This is a genomic window from uncultured Psychroserpens sp., from assembly GCF_947494225.1.
In the GTDB taxonomy this organism is placed as follows: Bacteria; Bacteroidota; Bacteroidia; order Flavobacteriales; family Flavobacteriaceae; genus Psychroserpens.
This window is the reverse complement of record NZ_CANLUG010000009.1, coordinates 115,807-142,394: the sequence shown is the minus strand read 5'-3', so window position 1 is coordinate 142,394 and position 26,588 is coordinate 115,807. Positions and strand designations below refer to the sequence as shown.

The following is a 26,588-nucleotide window of genomic DNA, read 5'->3' as shown; positions in this document are numbered from 1 at the left end:
ATATTTTGCCGTTATTGGTTATTTGGATGGTAAAGGTTTATGAGCATTAAAGTAAACCTCTTGCTTTAATTTCCAGATATTTATTAATGGTATCAATCGTTAGATTTTGAGGAGATGTTAAAATAGATTGAATACCATATTTTTGAAGCTCATTCACAATGAGTCGTTTTTCAAAGGCAAATTTTTCGGCAATAACCTTGTCATAGGCTTGTTGCACTGTTTCTGCTTTTTCTGTAATTATGTGGTTGAGCTCGGTGTTTTTAAAGAAAATGACCACCAATAGATGACTTTTAGCAATGCCTTTTAAATAGGGTAGTTGTCTGTGTAAACCATCTAAAGTTTCGAAATTAGTATACAATAGCATTAAACTTCGGTGTGTGATATTTCGTTTAACATCAGCATAGAGTCTACTGTAGTCACTTTCAAAGAAATCGGTATTAACGTTGTATAAGGTTTCTAAAATGAGATTCATTTGAGATGTACGCTTTTCGGCGACAACAATATTTTCAACCTTTTTTGAAAAGGCAAGAATTCCAGCTTTATCTTGTTTTTTTAAGGCGACGTTAGAAATGACTAGCGAAGCATTAATGGCATAATCTAAAAGTGTGAGTCTGTCAAATGGCATCTTCATAACACGACCTTTATCAATTATAGAGTATATCGGTTGAGATTTTTCATCTTGAAACTGATTTACCATGAGTTGATTTCGTTTAGCTGTTGCCTTCCAATTTATGGTACGTAAATCATCACCTAAAACATAGTCTTTGATTTGTTCAAATTCCATGGTATGCCCAATCTTACGTATTTTTTTTATACCATATTGGTGTAAATTATTACTAATAGCAAGAAGGTCGTATTTGCGTAATTGCATAAAACTAGGGTAGGTTGGTACCATAGCTTTGTCATTATAAGTAAAGCGACGTGCAATTAAACCAAAGACCGAAGTAACATAGATATTTAATTTTCCGAAGTGATATTCACCACGTTCAACAGGTCGTAATCTATATTCTATTTCTGACGTACTAGAGGCTTCTAGTTGTCGTTTGATATTAAAATCTCTAACCTGAAATTGCTCTGGAATTTCATCAATAATCGTGATGTTAACATTAAACGTGTAATAGTTGTTGATAATGATATGTATTGGATTCTCATCCCCATTTGAAAACTTTTCTGGGAGCACACGCCTACCTATAACACCATTTTTAGCCGCAAATAGGACAATAGTGTCTAAAAGGGTAAGGGCCACAAGAAGAAGTACCAATAATTTTACAATCGCAAAACCTCTAGGGAATATGAAACTCAGTACAAACAACACTATAATAGCGATGCAAGCATAAAAGAATCGATTTTGTAAGTAAAAAGGTTTGGTGCGTTTCAAATTGATTAATAGTTTTTTTAGTACGTGTTACTTGTTTTTCTAATATTTAGTTTGGTGTCATATGACTTGTTTCCTAGGCTATCTGTATGGTGTACAATATTAATGTCGTAATGATAACCATACTTACCACATAAAGTATCTAAAGTGTCTTTTTTCTTCTTAGCGATTTTTAAATCGGTTAAGTATTTGTTCAATGGTGCAAATGCAATGGCCAAAGGTCCTAATCCGATGCCCATAATAATTAAAGGAACTGTTGAAATTACACCTCTATCGAAAACATATTTCCCGATAAGAAAACCTCCAATAAACAGGGCAAGAGCTATAACAGAGTACATGATAATATGTCCAATCGTATCAGTTTTTGTTTTTAGAACGCTTTCATATTCAATATTTACTTTTTCTATTTGTTCTTTGAATTCGGACTCTAATTTTATAACACCACACTTATCCTGAAAATCAGGTTTTTTACCAGTTAAACCACAGAGTGTACCTGTCATATAATCAACGATTTTATGATCACAAAGTTTACAATGTTGTGTTTGTTCCATTAGTCTTATCGTGGTATTTCTACAGCTTCTATGATTTGTTTTATAATTTGTTTGGTAGTAACGCCTTCCATTTCTCGTTCTGGTGTTACAATAACACGATGCTGTAGCACAGGGATTGCTGCACGCTTGATATCTTCTGGAGTCACAAAGTCTCTACCATCCATAGCAGCAAAAGCCTTACTTGCCTTTAAAATAGCGATTGAAGCTCTTGGTGAAGCACCTAGATATAAAAATGGATTACTACGTGTATTCACAATAATATCGGCAATATATTTAATAAGATGCGATTCAATAATGATTTGTTCTACCAAACCTTGAAATGTACTAATTTGAGCACGACTTAAATGCGCTTTTACCTGATCTGTTTTAAGGGTGCCTTTCAAGTTTTGTTCTCTATTTAAGATTTCAACTTCTTCATCTGCGTTAGGATAATCGATGTCTATTTTAAATAGAAAACGGTCTAACTGAGCCTCTGGTAGACGATAGGTGCCTTCTTGCTCAACGGGGTTTTGCGTGGCTAAAACGATAAAAGGTAATTCCATTTTAAATGTATGACCATCGATAGTAATTTGGCGCTCTTCCATAACCTCAAATAAAGCAGCTTGTGTTTTGGCAGGTGCTCTGTTAATCTCATCAATAAGAATCATATTGGAGAAAATAGGGCCTTTTTTAAATTCGAATTCCGAGTTTTTCATGTTGAAAACGGAAGTCCCTAAAATATCACTAGGCATTAAATCTGGCGTAAATTGAATTCTACTAAAATCGATAGCTAAAGATTTTGCCAATAACTTAGCAGAAATGGTTTTGGCTACACCAGGAACACCTTCGATGAGTGAATGTCCATTGGCTAAAATGGAAGCAATGAGCATGTCTATCATCCCTTTTTGACCAACAATGACTTTGCCTATTTCATTTTTAATAAGAGCAATGCCTTCTTGTAGTTCACTTAAATCAATACGATTTTTAAAACTAATATCCGTTTCAGCTGGCAAAGATTGGTCATCTATTGGTGATGTATTAGAATTTTCCGATGATGTTTCAGAATGCTCGTGCTTAGGAGTTAAATCTTCGTTTTTGTTGTCGTTTATATCTTCCATAATTATTTGGTATAAAAATCTTCTATAGCTTTATTTAGTCTTAACAAATCACCTTCATTGCAAGTTGTCTTGGCTTTTAAATGTACAATTTGATTAATTAATTTTTTAACGTCGCTTTCTTCTTTACCAGATTTTAAAGATAAGTTTTTCACAAATTTATCATCTAAAATTTGAGTCTCTAGGTAATAGACTCTGCGTATATACTCTAAGAAATACGTAATTTTTTTCTCAATTAAATTATTGTGGTCTTTGGTTTCATAATAAAGATTACCAATTGTTTTTATAAAGGCTACCGTTGTGTTTTTAAGAGGTACCTTTATGTTTACAATACGCTGCCTTCTTTTAGCATTGAATATCATAAATAGTAGCGTTGCTATAAGTACGGTATACCAGGCCCAACGTAAGGCAGGTTGGCTAAATATAAAGCGCAATTTAGAGTCATTTAAACTTTGTCTGGTTTTATTTCTTGAGTCAAAATAAATCGTGTCGTCTTTTAAATAAGACATAACTGCTGATGCATACTTACGATTTGATTTTTTAAGAAGGTTATAATTAGTGAATGCCGTTGGTTGCAAGTGCAAGTAAAAATAACCATCTCCCCAAGATGTTTTTATAAAATTTACATGCTCTGAATCATCAAATTTTTGATAACCTAATACAGTAGTATATGAGGTGTCTATTTCAGAAAAATAAATATTACTTAAACCTTTTTCAATAGTAATTGAATCATTTTTGAGCGCAGGGTTACTAAATGAGAATTGAGATTGCCCTTCAAAGTCGAAATCGTTTTTGATTTTGAAACCTAAAGAATCTAGTAACTTATTTGGAAAGTAATTGCTAGACATGAATATGTCATTGCCATAGGATGCAAAGTCTAATAATTCTTGAGCAGAGGTTCCATCAATATTTGGGTATTCGTCAATGATCATATATGTTCCTGATGTCAAATACACGCTGTCTTTCCAACTATAAAGATTATCGAAAAACTCGTATGGTGTTGCTCTAATGTTTTCTATTTCGCTATCAGGAAATAGAGTACTTAACTCTTCATAAAATATAAAAGTTCCATAAGGGATTTTATGTTTTTCGTTATAGGTTTTTTTCCAATTTATAGGTCTTGGTCGAGAAAATTCAACAGCCGCTAATCCCACTAATAGTAGTGCTAAAATCCCTAGATATATTTTTAATGTTTTACTCATTTCTTAATCGAATTTAAAAAGTGAGTAAATGCAGTTTTTGCCTTATTGAACCGTGTATTGTCAATATCAAATTCACCATACCATATATAGTTGTATAAGTATGATGTGTATGAAAACTCTTTTTTAGTGCTTTCATTTTTTATTTCGTTATAGTAATCACTATTGGTTTTTTCTACATCATAATCTATGATTTCGCTTTCTGAAAGTGTCTTAAGTAACCACAAGTAATAATATCTAATCGCCAATCTATAATTGTTGTTATGCTCTGCGTCTTTTATAAGCGTTACAAAATTGGTTTCGAAGATGTTGTTTTCTACATCTGTGACCGGAATTATACTCTTGTCTGATGATTTTCCAAATACCCAGCTGCCTTCTCTATTTAGTACTGCTTTAACAATAAAAAAGACGACAAGCAAAACAATTACAATATAAAATATCTTAAGTATGACATCTGTAATATCGGCTGCTTTGGCATCAGAATTAATATTGAAAAGATCTCTAAAAACGTCAGAGAGCCATTGTTTAAATCGGGTCCACCAACCTGAGTTTTTGGCTGTACGTTCATAGATGAACTCGCTACTGTCGTATTTGTCCTTGAGGTCAGTATACTCGCGTTTATCTATTGGATCAACATCAATATATACAGAATCCTGAACTGTTTTAAAACCTGATAAATCCTCAAAAGTGGCAGCATTGGAATTGTAAGTTATTCCAAAGAGAAGAAGGATCATATGTAAGTACATATATCTACTCACCAGATCCAATTAAGTCAATGTCACTTTTAGTATTAATATTTTCATGATCTTCTTTAAGACTATAAAAAATAACACCTTGATTGAGTTGCATAATCACACCCAGAAACGTGCTCACAATAAAGGTAAGCATCGATACCATAAGCATCATAACAGTTAAGGATCTACTAACTTCTTCGGGATCTGGATTAACACCAGGCTGAATATCAGTAAATAGATTTAACATCCCAAAAATGTAGGGTATAAGTGCCACTATATATTGAATAATATAACTCATGACATAAAATAATCCAGCACAACCAACAACTGCCCAAAATTTGGAACTCATTAATTTCCATGAATAGCCAAAACTTTCCCAAATGCCTCTTTTATTATCAAAGTATTCCATTAAAGCGCCTTGATAATATAAGGCTACACCACCAACAAGAAGCGGCAATCCTAAAATACCAACTAATGTTATGGTCAGTACAAAAGCTAATAAGCCCAAAAATATGGCAAGGGGAATGGCAATAAGTATACCACACACCAGGAAAATTAACATTTTCCCAATATTATCTTTGTAAACATTTATAATATCTGATGCCGAAAAGTGTTTCCCATTATGCGCAGCATATAACTTTAAATATATTGGCATAAATGAATATGAAATGATACCTGCAATTAAACCAATAACAATAAATAGAAAGGCAAACAAAAAGAACATTGCCCCATTTTGATTTAAATAGTCATCAATAACATTGGATGTACCATTAAGGCCGCTAAAAAGTATGTCTGTATAGAATTTACCTGAAAAATAGCTCATTGCCATTAAAATAATCAGGAAGATCCCGTTGATAATAAAGAAGTTTTTAAAGAGATGTCCTCCATTTTGTTTTAAAAATGAAAAGGTGTCTTGGAAAAATTCACCAAACCCTCTTGATTTATATAATTGCATATGCTTGTTTTCTTTTTCGGTTCACTATAAAAGGATAAACTAAATAGTAGTATGATATGAGACTTAAGGTGAATAAAATGATTCCAACAGACAACCAATTAGGCATTGTATTAGAATACCTAGTAACATAGCCTTCTAAAAAACCTGCTGCGATAGTAAAAGGAAATGTACTTATTAAAATTTTAATACCATTTTTCACTCCTGTTTTAAAAGATATTAATCGAGAATATGTTTTAGGAAAAAGAATACTTGCGCCAAGTATTAATCCGGCGGCACCTTCTATAACAATAGCGAAAATTTCCATAGCACCATGAATCCAAACCCCTCTAACGCTTTCCCAAAGCACCCCTTCTTGATAAAAGAAATATTGAAATGATCCCAACATAATGCCATTTTCGAGCATAACAAATGCCGTACCTAATCCACCTGTAATACCCAGAACAAAGGCTAGCATGCCTACTCGAAGGTTATTAAGAGTGATTCCAATAAAACTTCCCCAATTACTGCCACTTTTATAAACCGCAACAGGGTCTCCAGATTCTATGTTTTCTAAAGTACTGTTCACATAACCGTCCCCCAAAACTAGGCGCACAAACGAATCATCGTTGGCAGCAGAAAGAGCACCAATAGCAACAAAACTCAAGAATATGATGAATGCATATAGAACATAACGTCTATATTCGTAAATAATAAGTGGAACTTCAACTTTCCAGAAATGCACAAAGCGATTAGTGTCTTCCCGTTTTGTCTTGTAAATTTTTTGAAAAGCTTTGGCCGCTAGGTTGTTTAAATAAAGAATTGTTTTACTTTTGGGATAGTAAGTTTGAGCGTAAGACAAATCATTTACCAACTGAACATAAAGTGATGCTAATTCATCAGGATTTTTAAGACTTTTTCCAAAAATAGCTTTTTCAAAATTGAGCCATTTTTCTTTATTTTGTTTGATAAATGCAACTTCTCTCATACGCATTCAAATTAAAGCAATTAATGGTAGAGTTACAAATAAATACGACACAAAACGTCAATATAACCTTCGTCGCAGCAAGTGTTGGTGAGCGCATTTTGGCTTACACCATAGATTGGGTTATTAAAATTGCTTATATCGTTGTGGCATTTCAAATTGTATTCAATGTATTTGAATGGAACGATGCAATTGCCGATATGGATTATTGGTCGCAAAGGGCAATTTATATGTGTTTTTTATTACCCGTAATGTGCTACACGCTTTTGTTTGAATCTTTATTGGATGGTCAAACTATTGGTAAGCGAATTATTAAAATTAAAGTGGTAAAAATAGATGGTTACCAAGCTGGAATTGGTGATTTCTTTGTGCGCTGGATTTTTAGGATTGTTGATTTAAACTTGATTGGACCTATTTTTGGATCTGTAGTAGCGTTAATTACCGTTGTTTTAAGTAAACGAAGTCAGCGCTTTGGAGATATGACAGCAGGAACCTCTGTAATTACATTAAAGAATAAAATTAATATTAGCCATACTATACTTGAAGAACTTGACGAGGCGTATACGCCTAAGTATCCAAATGTTATTAAACTCTCAGATAATGATGCAAGAATCATTAAAGAAACTTTTGTAAAAGCTAGGGCTTCTAAAGATTATGAAACACTCATTAAATTGAGAAAAAAGATTATTGAAGTTGTCGAAATTAAAGATTTCAATTCTAGTGATATTGAATTTATAGACACGATACTTAAAGATTATAACTACTACACTCAAAGAATGTAAAAACAGACCGTTATGTTCTGATTTTCATTAAATGTGCTTGAAAGACTTGTCTGATACTGTTCTATGACACTCCTAAATAAATTAACTTAACCAAGGATATACCAAATTTGCAACTTACTTTTGTAGAAAGAAAAAGAACGTATTATGTTTTTTCAAGTCGTTGATATCTTAGGAACTATTGCCTTTGCTATTTCTGGAGTTTTAGTGGCATTAGATAAGCGCATGGATGCTTTTGGTGTGCTCATTATAGCCTTTGTTACTTCAGTAGGAGGAGGTACACTTCGCGATATTATGATTGGTGTTACTCCAGTATCCTGGATGACTAATATGACCTATGTTTATGTGATTATAGCATCTGCAGTTTTTGCTGTTGTCCTTAAGAAACAGATAGGCTATTTAAGACGTTCGCTTTTTTTATTTGATACTATTGGTATTGGATTATACACAGTTGTAGGTATTGAGGCGGGCTTGGGAGCTGGCTTGCATCCTATTATTTGTATTGCTTTAGGAACAATGACCGCAAGTTTTGGAGGCGTTTTAAGAGATATTTTATGTAACGAAATACCTGTGATTTTCAGAAAAGAAATTTATGCAACAGCTTGTATATTGGGCGGTTTAGCATATTTCTTACTTCGTGAATTTGTTGCTGATACTAATTTTATTTTTGTTATCGCCGGACTTATTGTGATTATCGTTAGACTTCTTGCTGTAAAACTTAAAATTAGCCTGCCAAGTTTGTATAAAAAGGAAGAATAGGTCCCAATTACTGTTGTCGTTCTTCTATGGTTTTCCAAGTGTCCCAAATAGCTTTTAATTTTGTTTTAAAGGCTACAGAATCCTTGCTTAGTTCAATTTGATCAAAGACATCGTGCATTTCACCTCTTAAATTAGAATAATTGTCAGTTACCGTTTTCATAGCAATCCAAGCGTCTATATGGGTTTGAAAGGCGTTACTAAAGTCGTCTGGGCAATAATTAAAGTCTAAATCCTTTAAACTGTCAGTATAGTTCGTTATTGTTGTATTAAGCGAAAGGGTTTCGGTAGCATGGTTTCTAATATTCCCTAAAATACTATCCTGTTCTAAAATAGTCTTGATACACTGTTCTTCGGAAATTGGAACCTTATTTTTTTCTTCTGAGTTTTTACAACCAAGAATTAACAGTAAGCATATAAAAATATAGTATAGTCGCATGTCATCTGGTTTTTAAAACGGTTCTGTTACTTCTAAATCACACCTTTTATCACAAACGATGTGATAAAAGGTGCGGAATGTAATTATTCTGTTGGTACAGGAAACCCACGATCGCGCATTAATGCTTCAATTTTGGCATCACGACCTCTAAAGAGACGATAGGCTTCGGCAGGATCCATTGAATTTCTAGGAGCAAATAGATATTTCACCAACTTATCGGCTACTTCCTCATCATAGAATCCACCTGGCGCTTCTCTAAATGCTTCCGAAGCATCACTGGTTAAGACATCTGCCCACATATAACCATAATATGCTGTGGCATAACCTTCACCAGAAAAAACATGACCAAAATGCGGAGTTCTGTGACGCATTGGTAACTCGTCTGGCATGTCTAATTCGGCAAGCGCATCGCGCTCAAATTTATCGATATCTATATTGGTTGGGTCTGCAAGGTGCAACTTCATATCTATAAGCGCAGAAGCCAAATATTCTGTGGTACCAAAACCTTGATTAAAAGTAGATGCTTTTTTGATTTTTTCAACAAGTGAAGCAGGAATAGGCTCTCCTGTTTTATGGTGTACTAAAAACTGATTTATAACTTCATCTGTAGATAACCAACGTTCTAAAAGTTGAGATTGAAATTCCGTATAATCTCTAACACCTCCATTTAATGTTGGATATTTCACATTACTTGAAAAGAAATGAAGCGCGTGACCAAATTCATGGAAAAAGGTTTCGGCATCATCCCAAGAAACTAATACAGCTTCACCAGGAGCAGGTTTAACAAAGTTAGAATTATTTGAAGCTAATACATTGGTTTCGCCTTGATATGAAGTGTAACTTCTGTAAGTTGTTGCCCAAGCACCAGAACGTTTACCTTGTCGAGCAAAAGGATCCAAGTACCATAAACCAATATGCTTTCCAGTAGCCTTGTCTGTAACTTCCCAAACTTTAACATCATCGTGAAAGACAGGAACTTTACCTTCTTCAACAGGTGTGAACTTGTAGTTAAACAAGCGTCCAGCTGTATAAAATAAGGCTTCAGTTAGTTTATCAAGTTGTAGATACTGCTTAACTTCATCACTGTCTAAATCATATTTTTTTTGTCTTACCTTTTCTGCGTAGTAGCGGTAATCCCATGGTTCAATAGTAATATTGTCGCCATTAGCATTGGCAACGGCTTGCATATCTGCAACTTCTTCATCTACACGTGCAATTGCAGCAGGCCAAACTGCCATCATGAGATCCATTGCATTCTTAGGGTTTTTGGCCATACGATCCTGTAAACGCCATTCGGCATAATTATCATAACCTAATAGGGCAACGCGCTCTTTACGTAATTTTAAGATATCAGCAATAATTTTATTATTATCGTATTCGTCTCCATTATCACCACGAGCATAATAATTTGTCCAAACTATTTTTCTTAAATCACGTTCGGTAGAATATGTAAGAAAAGGATCCATTGAAGATCGAGTATTGGTAATGGCATATTTTCCTTCTTGACCATTATCTGCAGCTATTTTTGCGGCCGAGTTGATAAAAGATTCAGACAATCCACCTAATTGATTTTTATTGAGATACGTGATATAGTTTTCTTCATCATGAAGTACGTTATTCGAAAATTTAGTGTACAACGAAGATAATTCCTTATTAATTTCGGCATAACGCTTTTTCTTTTCTTCATCTAAATTGGCGCCATTCATTTCAAAACGCTTATACGTTAAATCGACTACACGCTGTTGATCAGCAGGTAATGGTGTTTTTTGAGAAGCATCATAAACTGCTTTGATACGTTGAAATAGCTTTTCGTTTTGTGAAATTTTTGAACTGTACTCAGATAGTTTAGGAGCTAATTCGCCTTGAATATCTCTAAATTCTGGCGAAGACATATTGCTACTTAAAATACCATAATAAGTAAAGACATGATTAAGTTCATCTGCAGAGGCTTCAAGTGCGGCAATGGTATTTTCAAAGGTTGGAGATGCTTCGTTATTAGCGATAGCTTCAACATCTTTTAATCCAATTTCCATTCCTGTTTCTATGGCTTCTTTGATGTCTTTTACATCCATTTTATCGAAAGCAGGCACGCCTTCGTATGGTCCAGTCCATTCTTGTAATAATAGATTGTCACTCATAAGTTTTTTGTCTTCTGTTTTGGTGTCTTCTTTACAGCTAGCAAAGAGAATTAAACTACATATAATCGTAGTTTTTAGGGATTTTGAAATCATTAGAAATTTGTATTGGTTTTAAGTCTTTGAAGTTACTCAAAAATGACGACCTAAATCGTTGTAAATGTGTTAAAATCGAATCTAAAAAAACCGAAGGCTTAGTTTAGTAATTCGACACGCCTTATGTATACGTTTTTAAGAGGCCAATCAGAATTATCAGTATCTACATTGGCAATTCTATCGGCAACATCTAGTCCGCTTATCACTTTTCCAAAGATCGTATAATCACCATCCAATTGATATACATCTCTTAATGTAATAAAGAATTCATATGGAGAAGCCAGTTTATAAGGGTTATCAATGTCACTACTTGGCATAGATATGACACCTCTATCATGGCGAAATCCTCTTTTGGTATCTGTAGGCAACAGGTATTTGCCAATAAAGCGTCGTTTACGCATAACATCTCTGTCATCTGTGCTGCCACCTTGAATGATATAGTTTTCAATGACACGATAAAATTGAGTGTTATCGAAATAGCCTTTTTTTGTGAGGTAGATAAAATTGGCGCGATGAAATTTCGTTTCATTAAATAATAAGATATCAATGTTTCCATAATCGGTTACGATACGCACTTTATTTTCTTTATTTTCCTTTTCATACTGAAGAAAAAACTCCATGGTGTTGTCTTTGGTTAACAAGAACTCTTCGGTTGTGTCTTCGGAAATGGTATCTGTTTGTTCTGTATGACGTTCTATTTTGAGCTCTGTAGAATCTATTGTTTTTACAGACGATTTATTTTGAGATTGTTTATCTTCACAATTGAAAATTAGTATAGAACATAAGCTTAATACAAAAAACCTCATAAGGGAAATGAATTTTGAAACGTTTATAAAATCGGTATCAAAAATAAAAAATCTAAATCTTCCAGGCGAAGACTCGCAATTTAAATTGTCGCCACCATTTAGGGGAAATTTGGTTAATGAGAATAGAGAAAAAATGAAGCATGCCAAGAAAGCTGGCGTTATGGCTTTGTTTTACCCTAAAGATAAAGATACTTTTTTAATTCTGATTTTAAGGAAAACCTATAAAGGAGTGCATTCGGCACAGGTAGGTTTCCCAGGTGGTCGGTTTGAAGAAGAAGATGTCAACCTTCAAAACACGGCTTTACGGGAAACATACGAAGAAGTTGGTGTTGAAATGGATACTGTTGAGGTTTTAAAGCCAATGACATCATTATATATTCCACCAAGTAATTTTATAGTGGCTCCTTTTTTAGCGGTAACAAATGAAACACCAAGTTTTATAAAACAAGATGATGAGGTTGAAGATTTGATTGAAGTTAAACTCATTGATTTACTAGATGATAGAAATGTTTCTGATGTTAGAGTAATGACCTCTTATCATGTAGAGTTAGAAGTTCCTGCTTTTATACTTAACGGTCATGTGGTTTGGGGAGCAACTGCCATGATGCTAAGTGAACTAAAAGACTTGTTAAAAAAAGCCCTTTAATATTAGATTTTTGTAAGTTTGTCTTTCCGCTTAATACAAAACAATTAATGGGATTATTTAAAAGAAACCCTTTTGGACATATACTTTTTGTAAAGAAATGGCTTATCAGAATCCTAGGTCTTCTTACACATCGAAGATTTAGAGGCTTTAACGAACTTCAAATAGAAGGTTCTGATATTATAAAAAATCTGCCAGATACTAATGTGCTTTTTATATCTAACCATCAAACTTATTTTGCCGATGTGATTGCTATGTTTCACGTGTTTAATGCAAGTTTAAGTGGTCGATTAGATAATATTAAAAATGTTGGTTATCTCTGGAATCCTAAATTAAATATGTACTATGTTGCGGCAAAGGAGACCATGAAATCGGGGTTAATCCCGAAAATATTTGCTTATACAGGTTCTATTAGTATTGAGCGTACTTGGCGTTCTAAAGGACAAAATATTAATCGCCAAGTGAAAATGAGTGATATTACAAGTATAAAAAAGGCATTAGATGATGGTTGGGTGGTTACATTTCCGCAAGGAACAACAACACCATTTAAGCCTATTAGAAAAGGAACAGCTCATATTATTAAGCAATATAAACCTATTGTTGTACCTATCGTTATTGACGGTTTTAGACGTTCTTTTGATAAAAAAGGGTTACGTGTTAAGAAGAAAAATGTATATCAATCTTTTGAGGTTAAAGAACCTTTAGATATTGATTATGACAACGAATCTATTGCTGAAATCGTTGAAAAAATAGAATTCGCCATCGAACAGCATCCTTCATTTTTAAAGGTTATTCCGCAAGAAGTTTTAGAAGAAAAAGAGCGCTTGAATAAACTTAGAGATTGGTAATTAATGTTTTGGGGAGACATCTTCTTTATGTTGCTCTCCACTTGCTTTCGTTTTAGCATGAGTTTTGCTTACGGCATCAAATAAAAATATCAAACCTAAAAACAGGAAAAACTTAGACCAGTCAAAACTTAGTGATAATACAATAAACAGAACCCCTATACAAAACATTGTATCTGAATTATCTGTTTGCTCTGTAGGAGATGATTTTCCTTTAATTTCGTTGTAAAGCGTTATAATTTTAGTCGCTACTAACGCTCCATTTTGAAACAAGTTTACAGTAATATTGCCATGTAACAAATGCTGTTTAGATTCTAAATGAAATGTTTGAAGTGTTCCATCAATATTTAAATTAAAGCTATGTACTCGTTTTCTAAGGGATAGTTTTTTTGAAATGCTCTGTCTGTCGAGTAATACAGTTTCAATCCCTAACCAATTTATACGATATGTAATAATATGATGTCCAACATTAAAGTCAATATGATTTATCATTAGACTTCAAGTTTCTTGAGTTCTCTATAGTTTCTATTAAGACTGCGTAGTAGAAGTCCATAAATTAACCAATAGAAAAGGAGTAATATACCTACGGCAATCACCAATGCTATAAGTGTTACTAGCGCAACTCCGAGGTAATATTTTAAAATGTCACCATTGGCTTCTGCCGCTTCGATAAGTGCTTTTGTAGATTCATCATGACTCAAAGCATATGGCATCATATAGGCAACACCAATAACTAAGACGGCAAGATTAAAACCAACATATTGTTTTACAGTACGTCTGGTTTTTAAAATGTTTTCCATTAAAGTTTTAGCATTATCTGTGGTGTTGATTGTTTTATAGTTCATGTAGAATCTGTAGAAAAAATAGGCAAGAATGGCATAAGAAATTATGCTAAGTATAATAAAGCCTGTAGCACTTTGTAAACCTTCGAATTCTTTATTCATGCCAGAGGCTTTTAATCCAATGGCCATAAATAACCAAAATACAAATTCTAGTATACTTATAATGAATATCCATTTTACTATGGAAGACGATTTTTGAAGAATCATCTTGTAAATCTCATTATAAGTTAATTTTGGGTATGCAGATTCTTGTTTCTGCCAATCCTTTTTTAGTAAATCTAATTCATCCATAGTGTTACGGATTTAATATTGTTCTTAATTTTTTCTTTACCCTATTCATTTTCACACGAGCATTAACTTCACTAATACCTAGGGTGTCGCTTATTTCACCATAATTTTTGTCTTCCAAGTACAAAAACACTAAAGCCTTTTCAATGTCATTTAATTGATGCACTGCTTTATATAATAATTTGAGTTGTTGTTCTTCGGTATCATCATAATCTTCCGATTTGATTTTAAAAGAAACCGACTCAAATTCTTGTGTTGTAATGCTACGTTTAGATTTCCTATAGAGCGTAATTGCAGTGTTTAATCCTACGCGATACATCCATGTACTAAACTTGGCATCACCACGAAACTTGGGATATGCTTTCCACAATTGTATAGTAATCTCTTGAAACAAATCATTATGCGCATCTTGATTATTGGTATATAATCGACATACTTTGTGCACAATGTTTTGATGCTTTTCAAGCAATTCAACAAAACTATGTTCTAGTTCTTTATCCAAATTATTGATCAGTTAGTTGTCTATAAGTAGTCTTAAAATTTAATTTGTTACAGCTGTGTTAAACATTAATTCAAAAATAAACTTTTCACGTACTTATATCGTATCTTTGTACGTGTTATTTTAAGTCATATTTCATATGAATATTCCACACTCAGATCTACCTCGTATTGTCATTATTGGCGGAGGTTTTGCAGGAGTAAATTTAGCAAAATCCCTTGCAAACAAAGACGTTCAAGTCGTACTAATAGATAAACATAATTATCATACGTTTCAACCTTTATTATATCAAGTGTCGAGTTCTGGGTTAGAACCAGATTCGATTGCTTATCCTTTGAGGAAAATTATAAAAAGACATAAAAATTCATTTTTTAGATTGGCAGAAGTGCAGCAGATTCATAATGATAAAAATGAAATTCAAACAAGTATTGGAAACCTTAGTTATGATTATTTGGTAATAGCAACTGGCACCAAAACCAATTTCTTTGGAAATAGTGCTATTGAAGCCAATAGTATGCCAATGAAAAATGTACCGCAAGCGCTCAATATTAGAAGTTTGATTTTGCAAAATTTAGAAAAGGCCGCTATCGCAAATACAAAAGACGAGAGGAATGCATTTTTAAACTTTGTTATTGTTGGCGGAGGGCCAACAGGTGTAGAACTAGCAGGTGCTATAGCTGAACTTAAAAATCATATTCTTCCAAGAGACTATAGAGACTTAAACAGCGAAGATATGCAAATTCATTTGTTGGAAGGTGCTAATAGAGTGTTGCCTCCAATGAGCGAGCACGCTTCAAAAAAATCTGAAACCTTTTTAAAAAGTTTAGGGGTTAATGTGCATACCAACACGTTTGTTAAAGATTACGATGGAAAAATAGTTACAACTAATTCTAGTTTGGTGTTGCATAGTGAAACTTTAATTTGGGCTGCAGGTGTTACGGGAGCTCCAATTAATGGATTAAACGCATCGGCACTGATAGAAAGAGCAAATCGCTATAAGGTTAATCGTTTTAATCAGGTTGAAGGTTATGAACGTATTTTTGCCTTAGGGGATATTGCTTCCATGGCTACAGAACATTATCCAAACGGGCATCCTCAAGTGGCACAGCCAGCTATTCAACAAGGGAAACTTCTGGGGAAAAACCTTCTTAATTTAATACGTAATAAACCCTTAAAATCGTTCGTCTATAATGATAAAGGTTCTATGGCAACAATTGGTAGAAATAAAGCTGTGGTAGATCTTAAACATTTCAAATTTGGAGGTTTTTTTGCATGGTTTGTATGGATGTTTATACATTTAATGTCCTTGGTAGGTTTTAGAAATCGTGTTATCGTTTTTTTTAATTGGACTTACAATTACATTAATTTTGATAAAGCTGCAAGATTAATTATACGCCCTTTTAAAAAGTAATGCCTTGGGCGTTACCAACCTTTGTAATGGCAAAGGTCGGTCAGGCTATACACTATATCTTTTTACGTGTTCATGTTTTGCGTTGGCTTAGAGGATTTAAGCTGTCGTAAAAAGGATGCCGTTTCTATCCTTAACGCGAGGTTTTGGCTAATTTTAGAACCCCCAGAACAATTAAATACTGAGCAATCGCATAGGTAATCATAATACTAAAATTAGCATGTGTTAAGGGCGAATAAAATTTGTTTAGAGCAAGAATGCTATCAGATAGCATAAAAAATAAAGCCCCTAAAAATACCAGAATAAAACTTAGTTTGTTTACACGCCCACGCCTTAAAAAAGCAGCTGTCGACATACTTAAAATCACCAACATATAAATAATAACAGGAATGAGCATATCGTTCAACCCATCTTTCAGAAAGTAGAATAACATAGTTGCGTAGAGCAATAAAATTATAATAAAACCAAAAGGTTTTATGGTTTTATTTCGATGCTTTAAAAAGGCAAAAACATACATAATATGAGCTATTAAAAAAGCAACTAACCCAAACAAAAAGTAGTTAGGTGATTGGTCTACAAACATGAGAAGAATATCACCTGCCAGAGAACCTACTAAGGCCAAACCTACAAGGCTTCTAAGTTTCGACTCTATGTGTTTACTCTTCATCCAAAAGAATACTAATAGCGATATAACAATAGCAGGCTTACTAATGTAATGCCATGAGCTGTAGTTTTGAGAGGCGCCTGTTATTAATTCGATAATAACAATAGTGCAAAAAATAAGACTAAAGATTTTTTCAGACTTTGAAAGCATAGTATAAAATGATTGTTTATCAAAAATATGCAATTCAGTAATGATTTTTAACAATTCGGTTAAATAGAATTTTTAATACTAGACTTCTTTTAGACTTTTGACCCATCAATCAAAACGAACAATTAAAACCATCAACCAATGAAGAATTTAATACTAATTTTAGCACTATTCATCTCATCAATGTTATGTGCACAATCAACAATAAGTGGTAAAGTCACCGATTCAAAGAATCTACCAATTATAGGAGCTAATGTTTATTTAGAAGGAACTTATGATGGAGACACAACAGATGACAAAGGTGATTTTAGTTTTGTAACTCAAGAAACAGGGTCTCAAACCTTGATTATTTCATTTCTATCGTATGAAACTAAAACTATAGTAGGAGACGTATCAATATTAAAAAACCTTCAAATAATAAAACTTAAGGAAGATATGGAGGCATTAGATGCTGTTGTTATTTCTGCCGGAACTTTTGAAGCTAATGATAACAGTAAGGTTTCTGTATTAAATTCATTAGATGTTGTAACAACAGCTAGCGCTTTAGGTGATTTTGTAGGCGCCCTACAGACATTACCTGGAACATCAACAGTTGCTGAAGATGGTCGTTTATTTGTGAGAGGAGGTGATGCCAATGAAACTCAAATTTTTATTGACGGGATTCGTGTATTTACTCCATATACGCCAACGGCTAATAATACCCCAACACGTGGTCGATATTCACCGTTTCTCTTTGATGGAATTACATTTTCAACAGGAGGATATTCTGCCGAATATGGAAACGCCTTGTCAAGTGTATTATTACTAAATACCATTGACGAACCAGATCAAGAAAAAACAGACATTGGTATAATGAGTGTGGGAGGAAGTCTAGGCCATACTAAAAAATGGGAAAAGACATCGCTGAGTGTTAATGCATCATATATCAACTTAGCGCCATATATAGCTTTATTTGACGATCGAAATGATTGGGAAAAACCTTATCAAGGCGCACAGGGTGAAGCCGTATTTCGTCAAAAATTTGATAGTGGAATGCTGAAGTTTTATGCTGCTTTTGATGTGTCAAATTTCGATTTAACACAGGAGGATATTAACTTAACCGATGGCCTACGGTTTAAACTAAATAATAAGAATTTCTATACAAATGTTTCTTATCAAGGAGTGCTAGGTAATGGATGGTCACTGCTTTCAGGTATGAGTTATACAATTGCCAAGACAGATGTGACGGTTATTGATAACGATATTGAAGATGACGAGAATTCTGCCCATTTTAAATTAAAGCTAAAAAAACGTTTTAATAGTAGGTTTAAGTTAAATTTTGGTGTTGAACATTTTACAACCGATTTTGACGAAACATTTATAGGTAATGATATTAACGCATCATACGGCTTTAACAATAATAATACAGGGGCTTTCGTAGAATCAGATATTATCTTTAGCAAAGATTTTGCAATGAAGTTAGGAGTGAGAGCAGATCGTTATGGATTGTCTAGTGAGTTTAATGTTGCACCCAGAGTTTCAGTTGCATACAAGACTTCAGAAAACGGACAATTATCTGTAGCTTATGGGAATTTTTATCAAAATGCCAGTAACGAAATTTTAAAGTTCAATTCAGAAGTCGAAACACAAAACACAAAACATTATATTATGAATTATCAATATGTTAATGATGGTCGAATATTCAGAGCCGAAGTGTATAGGAAAGATTATGACAACCTTGTAAAGTTCGATACAGAATTTGAAGGCTTCGATTCTAATTTTAATAATTCTGGTTCTGGTTTTGCACAAGGATTAGATGTTTTTTGGAGAGATAATAAGAGCATTAAAAACACCGATTATTGGGTGAGTTATTCATACTTAGATACAGAACGTAATTATCGTAATTATCCAAGTCGGGCACAACCTAATTTCGCAAATACACACAATTTTTCTGCCGTGGCAAAATACTGGATTGAAGATTGGAAAAGCCAGGTTGGCTTTAGCTATACCTTTGGATCTGGTAGACCTTACACCAATCCAAATACTAATGAGTTTTTAGGAGAGAAAACAAAAAGTTTTAACAGTGTTAGCTTAAATTGGGCCTATTTGTTGAGCCAACAAAAAATCCTGTATTTTTCTGTTAATAATGTGTTCGGATTTAAAAATATTAATGGATACCAATATGCTGATACACCAAATATGAATGGTGTTTTTAACCGACGTGCTTTACGTCCTGCTCAAGATCAATTTTTCTTTGTAGGTTTCTTTTGGACCATCAGTGAGGATGGTACAGATAATCAGTTGGATAATTTATAATTGAGGGTAATCTCTAAATAAAAAGCGCAAACCTAGTTGTTTGTGCTTTTTATTTATTGGGCTTAAAGCCACCATTATAACCACTACGTTCTAAAAGCTCTTCGCTATTAGCGATATCTAGCATAAATTCTATAGCTTTTTCTTTGTTCGATGCTTCATTATAATATTTTTCACAGATTTTAAACCCCATAAAATAGCCTAAATCTGGAGGAATGTCTTTTCGGTCATAATTGTAAAACCAGTCTGTTTTAATATACTTATAGTTGATGTCTAAATCGGTTTGGAATTTAATCCATAAATCGCCTTCATGAGCTTCCCCGTAATTATAGGTTTCCTGAGCTGATAATGGAAATTTCCCAGTTTGAAGATACATAAGGAAATCTGCCGAGCCCTCACAAATTGACTTCGATAATAAATTTCGGGTATTGATGTTTTTCTGACTCACATGAACTTGCTCATGCACAATAAGAGGAATCAAAGAAGCATAATCATTTAGATTTTTTAATTGATCATCATTAAATAGAAATTCAGAATCAATAATTGGGCTCATTGCATTTTTTTCGATTTCAATAATCATACTATTATCAATAACAGTTCCAGCTCTTTTAAACTGGCCAACTACAAAATAAATATCATTAAATTTTGCCTTCGAATAGGTTGTTTCAAAAGATTTTAAGTGTGTTCTTATGGCATTTTTGTCTTTTTTTGCATGGAGAGTTACATCTCTAATGGAGTTGTAGAAGATAGTGTCTTTTATATAGGTTGCGAAATCTGCAGCCGTCAAATTGTCTTTTTTAATAAGTAGTTGTAAACCTTTACTTCCTTTATCAATATATTCTTTTTGAATTATTTTGGCACGATCTGCATGATTTTTAAAATGTTTTGCTTGATCGTAGGCATTCCAGAAATTGTCAATGTCTTCAAAATGCATGTTTAAAGTATCACTATTCTTTTCAGAAGAACTGTTACAGCATGCTAGGCTTAAAAATAATATGAAGATTAAACTACATTTTAAGAATACTCTCATGAAAGGTTTTGATATCAACGACAAGTATAAATAATTATTTCAACTTAAAAGTATTTGTGAAAAAAAAAGCATTCACAATCGTGAATGCTTTTCATTTGTTACTTATTACATGCTGTAGATTATGCTTTCTTCGCTTTTACAACAATTTTTAATTCCATATCATCGTTGATGAATTTGTCTCCTAAGTTATCAAAAACAGACTTAGACCCATAGTTAACTCCCCAAGTTGTTCTATCAATCGTAAAGGCTTCACTTTCTATCGTCATCATACCATCTGCATTGGTAATGGTTACAGGAAATGAAATGTTATGCTTCTGACCTTTAATAGCTAAATTACCTGATAATCTCGTTTTTCCAGCTGCCATTGCTTCAGTTCCAGTAATTTCAAATGCCGCTGTAGGAAATTTAGTCACATCAAAAAAGTCACCTTCTTTACCTTCAACAGTTCCCATTAAATGCGCCTCTAAATTTTCTTTACCATCACCCGATTCTAAATCTGTAACAGAAATAGATTTCATGTCAATTAAAAAAGTACCACTTTGTAGTTTGCCATCGTCTGTTTTAAACACGCCATTTTCCAAATTGATCGTTCCAGAATGTGTTCCTGTAGGCTTGAAACCCTTCCAATGAATTGTAGATTCTGCTACATTTACAGTATATTTTTCTGATGTACTTTCGCTAACAGCAGCAGCTTCTGCATCACTTGTATTTGCTTCTTCTGCTTTATCTTTACAGCTCGTAAATGCAATTGCAATTGCCAAAATCATTGAAAATTTTAAAAATTTCGTTCTCATATTGTGTCTTATTTAGATGTTTTATGTTAACAAAAATACAGATTGCTGTGGGCTTCTCCAATTCCAAAGAAAATATTTTGGTGACATTTTGACATTTTAATAATAATGGCAGTACTTTTGCCATCTTTAAATCGAAGATTTATAAAATAATCCAGAAAATGAGTAAGAAAGATAAAAATCAAACTATAGAAGAACCTCAAATGCAAGACGATACCATTGAGAATACGAAAGACGCGCAAGCTGAAAATTTAAGTGTGGAAGAACAATTGCAAGAAGATTTGGCAAAAGAAAAAGATAAGTTCATGCGTTTGTTTGCCGAGTTTGAAAACTATAAGAAACGTACGGCCAAGGAACGTATTGATTTATTTAAGACGGCAAGCGAAGATGTTATGGTGTCAATGTTACCTGTTTTAGATGACTTTGAACGTGCTTTACTACATATTGAAGATGATAAAGAGGCCGAAGAGTTAAGAAAAGGGGTGTTGTTAATTTATAACAAATTACTGTCTACATTAGAGAAAAAAGGTTTATCAAAAATTGAAGTGTCTCAAGGTGATACATTTAATGCAGATGATCATGAAGCAATAACCCAAATCCCTGCGCCTAGTAAAGACTTAAAAGGAAAAATAATTGATGTTATTGAAAAAGGATATAAACTGGGAGATAAAGTAATTCGTTTTCCTAAAGTTGTAATAGGACAATAATAAAAGACATGGCAAAAAGAGATTATTACGAAATATTAGGCATTAGCAAAGGCGCATCTGCTGCCGAAATAAAAAAGGCTTATCGCAAGATGGCTATAAAATTTCATCCCGATAAAAATCCAGATGACAAAGATGCTGAAGCTAAATTCAAGGAAGCAGCCGAAGCATATGAGGTATTGAGTGATGAGAATAAGAAATCACGCTATGACCAATTTGGTCATCAGGCCTTTGAAGGCGCTGGTGGCTTTGGAGGAGGAGGCATGAATATGGACGATATATTCAGTCAATTTGGTGATATCTTTGGTGGTGCTTTTGGAGGCGGAGGAGGTTTCTCTGGTTTTGGAGGTGGCTTTGGAGGAGGCCAAAGACGAGTGAAGGGAAGTAACCTGAGAATTAGAGTTGGATTAACGTTAGAAGAGGTTGCCAATGGTGTAGAGAAGAAAATTAAAGTAAAACGTAAAGTTCAGGCACCTGGTACAACGTATAAAACCTGCGGAACATGTAATGGGTCTGGTCAGGTGACACGAGTGACAAATACAATATTGGGTCGTATGCAAACGGCATCTTCATGTCCTACTTGTGGAGGAGCAGGACAAAGTATTGACAAAAAACCTTCTGATGCCGATGCTCAAGGTTTAAAGGTTCAAGAGGAAACTGTATCTGTGAAAATTCCAGCTGGAGTTGTAGATTCTATGCAACTTAAGGTGACAGGAAAAGGAAACGAAGCTCCAGGTAATGGAATTTCTGGAGACCTACTTGTTGTTATAGAAGAACAAGAGCACGACACACTAAAAAGAGAAGGAGATAACTTACATTATGATTTATATGTGAGCTTGCCAGATGCCGTTTTAGGAACGTCAAAAGAAATAGATACCGTTACTGGAAAAGTGAGAATTAAAGTTGAAGCAGGAGTGCAATCTGGTAAAATTTTGCGCTTACGCGGAAAAGGAATTCCTAGTATAAACGGTTATGGTAGTGGCGATTTACTCGTTCATGTTAATGTTTGGACACCAAAAACATTGAATAAACAACAGAAAGAATTTTTCGAAAATATGAGGAATGATGAGCACTTCGATCCAAAGCCTGAGAGCAGTGATAAATCATTTTTTGAAAAAGTTAAAGATATGTTTTCATAACAATACTATTTTTTAATAAAAAACACTATATTTGAATTATCACTAATTTCTATTAGTGGTAATTTTTCTTTTTCATAGCAATTTTTTCCCATCCTTAATTAGTTTTAAGGGTGGGTTTTGTTTTTTATAAATAAAAGGCAGTCAATACGGTAAAGGTTAAAAAATTAAATGGATTAGCTTCATTACATCGTTAACATTTTTATCTTTACCGATATTAATTAAAACCAATCTAAACCACGTATATGAATAACCTCTTAGTCGCTGATTCGGTATCCAAAAATTTTGGTGAATTTAGAGCGCTAAATGACGTCTCAATTGCTGTGCCTAAGGGTAGCATCTTTGGTCTTTTAGGGCCTAATGGCGCAGGTAAAACCACGCTTATTAGAATTATTAATCAAATTACCATGCCAGATTCTGGTCATGTTTTGTTAGATGGTGAGGCTCTAAGACCAGAGCACATTCAAAACATTGGATATTTACCCGAAGAGCGTGGCTTGTATAAATCCATGAAAGTAGGAGAGCAAGCTTTATATCTTGCCCAACTTAAAGGACTTACAAAACAAGAAGCTAGAAAACGATTAAAATACTGGTTTGAGAAATTAGAAATTGGTGATTGGTGGAATAAAAAAATTCAAGAACTTAGTAAAGGACAAGCTCAGAAAATCCAATTTATTGTTACTGTTTTGCATCAGCCTAAACTGCTTATTTTTGATGAACCATTTTCTGGTTTTGATCCAATAAACGCTAATTTGATTAAAGATGAAATTCTCCAACTTAGAGACGAAGGCGCTACAGTAATATTTTCTACCCATCGTATGGAATCTGTTGAAGAGTTATGTGATCATATTGCATTAATACACAAATCGAACAAAGTTTTAGATGGTAAATTAACAGATATAAAGCGTCAATTTAAAACCAATACGTTTGAAGTTGGTTTGCAAACTGATGCTATTGAAAATGTAACAAACGCTATCAAAGAAAAATTTGAAGTATTGCCAGCTACATTTAAAAACCTTAATGACGATGTAAAATTGAATGTCAAATTAAATGCTCAAGATAACTCTAATGACTTATTATCGTTTTTAACTTCAAAAGCAGAGGTGCACCATTTTGTTGAGGTCATACCTAGTGCCAATGATATTTTCATTCAAACTGTAAAAAATAATTAAGATGAACCATTTACCCCTTATTATAAAACGAGAGTATCTAACTAAGGTCAAGAACAAATCGTTCATTATTATGACCTTTGTGAGCCCACTAATTATGGTCGCGCTTGTGGCTTTGGTAGCTTATTTATCGCAAATAAATAACGATAAAGAGCGCGTCATATCAATATTGGATGAAACCGAAGAATTGAGTAGCGTTTTTGAGAATACAGAGCATACAACATATAACATACTTACAAGCGATACCAATCTCGAAACAGCTAAAGAATTGGTGAAAGCCAAAGAGGATTTCGGGTTACTTTATATAGAAAAAAGTCCAGATACGGCAAGTATCGTAGCCAATGTTAGGTTTTTCTCTGATGAATCCCCATCCTTATCAATAATGTCTGGACTAGAACGGAAAATAGAAAAAAAACTAACTGACACCAATTTGAAAAATGGAGGTGTAGATATTCAACAAATAAAGGCGTCCGAAGCCAATATAACTATTGCTCAAGAAACGTTTACAGGAGAAAAAACTTCAAAAATTGACAGCTATCTAAAGTTGGCATTTGGAGGTGCTGCAGGATATTTGCTATTTATGTTTATTATTATCTATGGTAATATGATTATGCGTAGCGTTATCGAAGAGAAAACAAGCAGAATAATTGAAGTGATTATATCTTCGGTTAAGCCAATTCAATTAATGATGGGCAAAATTATTGGAACGTCATTGGCTGGTATTACACAATTTGCAATTTGGGTTATTCTTGGTAGTATTTTAGTGTTTGCACTTACAGCAATTCTAGGAATAAGTATGGCCGATTTACAAACTCCACAACAAGAAATTATGAATCAAGCTATGCAAAACCCAGATATTGCTAATGAAGTGCAATTAGGTATGGCATCGTTCTTTAATTTGCCACTAGGGAATTTAATTGTAGCATTCATGTTTTTCTTTATTGGAGGATACTTACTCTATAGTTCACTTTATGCAGCCGTTGGCGCAGCAGTTGACAATGAAACAGATACACAACAATTTATGATGCCAATTATTATGCCGCTTATCTTAGCTGTATATGTGGGTATTTTTACGGTTATTGATGACCCACATGGAACGGTGTCAACAGTATTTTCATTCATTCCTTTTACATCTCCAGTTGTTATGCTTATGAGAATTCCATTTGGAGTTCCTATCTGGCAACAAGTATTATCGTTTGTTATTTTGGCTGGTACTTTTGTATTCACTGTGTGGTTTGCAGCAAAAATATATAGAGTGGGTATTTTAATGTATGGGAAAAAACCAAGCTATAAAGAATTGTATAAATGGATTAAGTATTAGTAATGCTACAAGAGTTGTCTAAAATAGAAGAAAAAATTACACAAAGTTCTACCTGGGAGTCTACACAAGAATTCCTTAATAAACATGTGGATTTTGGTGATAAAATAAGCATTTCTATTTTAGATGTTTTGGTTGTGATTACGGCAATATTTGTAACAACCATTATACTTAGGGTGGTACTTAAACTTATTACAAGACGCCTTCCCGCTGAAGATAAAAGCAGATTTAAAGTTGTATATGGATACTTTAGATGGCTCATATATGTGGTCATATTACTTATAACATTGCACTCAGTTGGCGTTAATGTTACTGCAGTTTTTGCTGCGTCTGCAGCGCTTTTAATTGGAATTGGTCTGGCCTTGCAAACTTTATTTCAGGATATTATTTCTGGTGTGTTTATTTTAATTGATCAATCTGTTCATGTTGGAGATATTATAGAAATTGAAAACAAAGTTGGACGTGTCGAAGAAATTAAATTAAGAACAACTCGTGCGGTTACAATAGACAACAAAGTTTTGGTTATTCCAAATCATTTATATCTTACAAATAGTTTATATAATTGGACTCAAAATGGGACACTCACTAGAGAAAGTGTGTCTATTGGTGTTGCCTATGGCAGTGATGTTCAACTGGTAAAGAAACTATTGCTTCAAGCTGCAAATACACATCCTGATGTTATTGATAAACCAGAACCAACTGTAGTATTTGAAGATTTTGGAGACAGTTCTTTAAATTTTAAATTAATTTTTAGCTTAGCAGATAGTTTTAAAGCACAATTTCCTAAGAGTGATATACGTTTTGAAATTGATAAACTCTTTAGAGTCCATAATATAACAATACCATTTCCTCAAAGAGATGTCCATATTATTCAAAAATCAGAATAGTATTAAGTCATTATCCATGTAACTTTAAAAATATGTATGAGTATT

General features: G+C 33.5%; 27 protein-coding genes. 11 read left to right on the top strand and 16 right to left on the bottom strand.

Translation table 11 applies throughout. The features are described 5' to 3' along the window. Positions 1-46: 46 nt before the first annotated feature. Genes Q0893_RS17895 through Q0893_RS17865 form a run of 7 tightly spaced genes read right to left on the bottom strand, consistent with a single transcriptional unit; the run spans position 47 to position 6,872 of the window. A complete protein-coding gene (locus Q0893_RS17895; RefSeq protein WP_298904107.1) occupies positions 47-1,378 on the bottom strand; it encodes a DUF58 domain-containing protein in 1,332 nt (443 codons plus the stop codon). A gap of 17 nt (positions 1,379-1,395) precedes the next feature. After that, a complete protein-coding gene (locus tag Q0893_RS17890) occupies positions 1,396-1,875 on the bottom strand; it encodes a hypothetical protein (RefSeq protein ID WP_298904109.1) in 480 nt (159 codons plus the stop codon). 56 nt (positions 1,876-1,931) lie between these two features. Beyond that, positions 1,932-3,023, bottom strand: coding sequence for a MoxR family ATPase (locus Q0893_RS17885; RefSeq protein WP_299278283.1), 1,092 nt, complete (start codon positions 3,021-3,023; stop codon positions 1,932-1,934). 2 nt (positions 3,024-3,025) lie between these two features. Further along, positions 3,026-4,222: a DUF4350 domain-containing protein gene (locus Q0893_RS17880; protein ID WP_299278280.1), complete on the bottom strand. Its 1,197-nt coding sequence runs from the start codon at positions 4,220-4,222 to the stop codon at positions 3,026-3,028. Beyond that, positions 4,219-4,977 (bottom strand): DUF4129 domain-containing protein, encoded by a 759-nt coding sequence (locus Q0893_RS17875; RefSeq protein ID WP_299278275.1) that lies wholly within the window; start codon positions 4,975-4,977, stop codon positions 4,219-4,221. Before Q0893_RS17875 ends, Q0893_RS17880 begins: the two co-directional genes overlap by 4 nt. Next, entirely contained in the window at positions 4,970-5,908 is a 939-nt protein-coding gene (locus Q0893_RS17870; RefSeq protein WP_299278273.1) for a hypothetical protein, read from the bottom strand. The genes Q0893_RS17875 and Q0893_RS17870 overlap by 8 nt, the downstream gene beginning before the upstream one ends. Continuing rightward, entirely contained in the window at positions 5,895-6,872 is a 978-nt protein-coding gene (locus Q0893_RS17865; protein WP_298904120.1) for a stage II sporulation protein M, read from the bottom strand. The genes Q0893_RS17870 and Q0893_RS17865 overlap by 14 nt, the downstream gene beginning before the upstream one ends. A 23-nt stretch (positions 6,873-6,895) precedes the next feature. Between Q0893_RS17865 and Q0893_RS17860 the strand changes: the two genes are divergently transcribed. Together Q0893_RS17860 and Q0893_RS17855 are read left to right on the top strand one after the other, a co-directional pair. Beyond that, positions 6,896-7,651: an RDD family protein gene (locus Q0893_RS17860; RefSeq protein WP_299278270.1), complete on the top strand. Its 756-nt coding sequence runs from the start codon at positions 6,896-6,898 to the stop codon at positions 7,649-7,651. A 144-nt stretch (positions 7,652-7,795) separates the two neighbouring features. Continuing rightward, positions 7,796-8,407, top strand: a complete 612-nt coding sequence (locus Q0893_RS17855) for a trimeric intracellular cation channel family protein (RefSeq protein WP_298904123.1) — start codon at positions 7,796-7,798, stop codon at positions 8,405-8,407. 7 nt (positions 8,408-8,414) lie between these two features. Here the strand turns inward: Q0893_RS17855 and Q0893_RS17850 are convergent, their stop codons facing one another. From Q0893_RS17850 to Q0893_RS17840, 3 genes are all read right to left on the bottom strand, one after another. Next, positions 8,415-8,843: a hypothetical protein gene (locus tag Q0893_RS17850; protein WP_298904125.1), complete on the bottom strand. Its 429-nt coding sequence runs from the start codon at positions 8,841-8,843 to the stop codon at positions 8,415-8,417. Between the two features lie 83 nt (positions 8,844-8,926). After that, the gene (locus Q0893_RS17845) at positions 8,927-11,074 is read right to left on the bottom strand and encodes a M3 family metallopeptidase (protein WP_298904127.1); all 2,148 of its coding nucleotides are present in this window, start codon (positions 11,072-11,074) and stop codon (positions 8,927-8,929) included. 98 nt (positions 11,075-11,172) lie between these two features. Further along, the gene (locus tag Q0893_RS17840) at positions 11,173-11,880 is read right to left on the bottom strand and encodes a peptidylprolyl isomerase (protein ID WP_299278264.1); all 708 of its coding nucleotides are present in this window, start codon (positions 11,878-11,880) and stop codon (positions 11,173-11,175) included. A 7-nt stretch (positions 11,881-11,887) separates the two neighbouring features. On the opposite strand from Q0893_RS17840, the gene Q0893_RS17835 reads away from it, so the two are divergent. Both Q0893_RS17835 and Q0893_RS17830 read left to right on the top strand, forming a co-directional pair. After that, positions 11,888-12,526, top strand: coding sequence for a CoA pyrophosphatase (locus Q0893_RS17835; protein ID WP_299278261.1), 639 nt, complete (start codon positions 11,888-11,890; stop codon positions 12,524-12,526). Positions 12,527-12,573: 47 nt separating this feature from the next. Continuing rightward, a complete protein-coding gene (locus Q0893_RS17830) occupies positions 12,574-13,371 on the top strand; it encodes a 1-acyl-sn-glycerol-3-phosphate acyltransferase (RefSeq protein WP_298904133.1) in 798 nt (265 codons plus the stop codon). Here Q0893_RS17830 and Q0893_RS17825 read toward each other — a convergent pair whose 3' ends face one another. The 3 genes from Q0893_RS17825 to Q0893_RS17815 are packed head-to-tail and all read right to left on the bottom strand — an operon-like array spanning position 13,372 to position 15,000. Further along, positions 13,372-13,860 carry a hypothetical protein gene (locus Q0893_RS17825; RefSeq protein WP_298904135.1) on the bottom strand — a complete coding sequence of 163 codons (489 nt, stop codon included), beginning with the start codon at positions 13,858-13,860 and terminating at the stop codon, positions 13,372-13,374. After that, positions 13,860-14,501 carry a hypothetical protein gene (locus tag Q0893_RS17820; protein ID WP_298904137.1) on the bottom strand — a complete coding sequence of 214 codons (642 nt, stop codon included), beginning with the start codon at positions 14,499-14,501 and terminating at the stop codon, positions 13,860-13,862. Before Q0893_RS17820 ends, Q0893_RS17825 begins: the two co-directional genes overlap by 1 nt. A gap of 4 nt (positions 14,502-14,505) precedes the next feature. Further along, positions 14,506-15,000 carry an RNA polymerase sigma factor gene (locus tag Q0893_RS17815; RefSeq protein WP_298904139.1) on the bottom strand — a complete coding sequence of 165 codons (495 nt, stop codon included), beginning with the start codon at positions 14,998-15,000 and terminating at the stop codon, positions 14,506-14,508. Between the two features lie 136 nt (positions 15,001-15,136). Between Q0893_RS17815 and Q0893_RS17810 the strand changes: the two genes are divergently transcribed. Beyond that, the gene (locus Q0893_RS17810) at positions 15,137-16,408 is read left to right on the top strand and encodes an NAD(P)/FAD-dependent oxidoreductase (RefSeq protein WP_299278254.1); all 1,272 of its coding nucleotides are present in this window, start codon (positions 15,137-15,139) and stop codon (positions 16,406-16,408) included. A 130-nt stretch (positions 16,409-16,538) separates the two neighbouring features. Here Q0893_RS17810 and Q0893_RS17805 read toward each other — a convergent pair whose 3' ends face one another. Then, the gene (locus tag Q0893_RS17805) at positions 16,539-17,219 is read right to left on the bottom strand and encodes a lysoplasmalogenase (protein ID WP_299278251.1); all 681 of its coding nucleotides are present in this window, start codon (positions 17,217-17,219) and stop codon (positions 16,539-16,541) included. 138 nt (positions 17,220-17,357) lie between these two features. Between Q0893_RS17805 and Q0893_RS17800 the strand changes: the two genes are divergently transcribed. Then, positions 17,358-19,511 carry a carboxypeptidase-like regulatory domain-containing protein gene (locus Q0893_RS17800; RefSeq protein WP_299278247.1) on the top strand — a complete coding sequence of 718 codons (2,154 nt, stop codon included), beginning with the start codon at positions 17,358-17,360 and terminating at the stop codon, positions 19,509-19,511. Positions 19,512-19,560: 49 nt separating this feature from the next. Here the strand turns inward: Q0893_RS17800 and Q0893_RS17795 are convergent, their stop codons facing one another. Together Q0893_RS17795 and Q0893_RS17790 are read right to left on the bottom strand one after the other, a co-directional pair. Beyond that, positions 19,561-20,538 (bottom strand): DUF2268 domain-containing putative Zn-dependent protease, encoded by a 978-nt coding sequence (locus Q0893_RS17795; protein ID WP_299278244.1) that lies wholly within the window; start codon positions 20,536-20,538, stop codon positions 19,561-19,563. Between the two features lie 119 nt (positions 20,539-20,657). Beyond that, positions 20,658-21,332: a YceI family protein gene (locus Q0893_RS17790; RefSeq protein ID WP_299278241.1), complete on the bottom strand. Its 675-nt coding sequence runs from the start codon at positions 21,330-21,332 to the stop codon at positions 20,658-20,660. 158 nt (positions 21,333-21,490) lie between these two features. On the opposite strand from Q0893_RS17790, the gene Q0893_RS17785 reads away from it, so the two are divergent. The 5 genes from Q0893_RS17785 to Q0893_RS17765 all read left to right on the top strand — a co-directional run bounded on the left by Q0893_RS17785 (position 21,491) and on the right by Q0893_RS17765 (position 26,543). Then, on the top strand, positions 21,491-22,036 hold the full coding sequence (locus Q0893_RS17785; RefSeq protein ID WP_299278238.1) for a nucleotide exchange factor GrpE: 546 nt from the start codon (positions 21,491-21,493) through the stop codon (positions 22,034-22,036). Between the two features lie 8 nt (positions 22,037-22,044). Next, positions 22,045-23,172, top strand: a complete 1,128-nt coding sequence (dnaJ, locus tag Q0893_RS17780; protein ID WP_298904149.1) for a molecular chaperone DnaJ — start codon at positions 22,045-22,047, stop codon at positions 23,170-23,172. Positions 23,173-23,414: 242 nt separating this feature from the next. Next, complete coding sequence (locus Q0893_RS17775) at positions 23,415-24,341, top strand: ABC transporter ATP-binding protein (protein WP_298904150.1); 927 nt, start codon at positions 23,415-23,417, stop codon at positions 24,339-24,341. A gap of 1 nt (position 24,342) precedes the next feature. Continuing rightward, on the top strand, positions 24,343-25,659 hold the full coding sequence (locus Q0893_RS17770; protein WP_298904152.1) for an ABC transporter permease: 1,317 nt from the start codon (positions 24,343-24,345) through the stop codon (positions 25,657-25,659). Between the two features lie 2 nt (positions 25,660-25,661). Beyond that, the gene (locus Q0893_RS17765; RefSeq protein WP_298904154.1) at positions 25,662-26,543 is read left to right on the top strand and encodes a mechanosensitive ion channel domain-containing protein; all 882 of its coding nucleotides are present in this window, start codon (positions 25,662-25,664) and stop codon (positions 26,541-26,543) included. Positions 26,544-26,588: the final 45 nt, after the last annotated feature.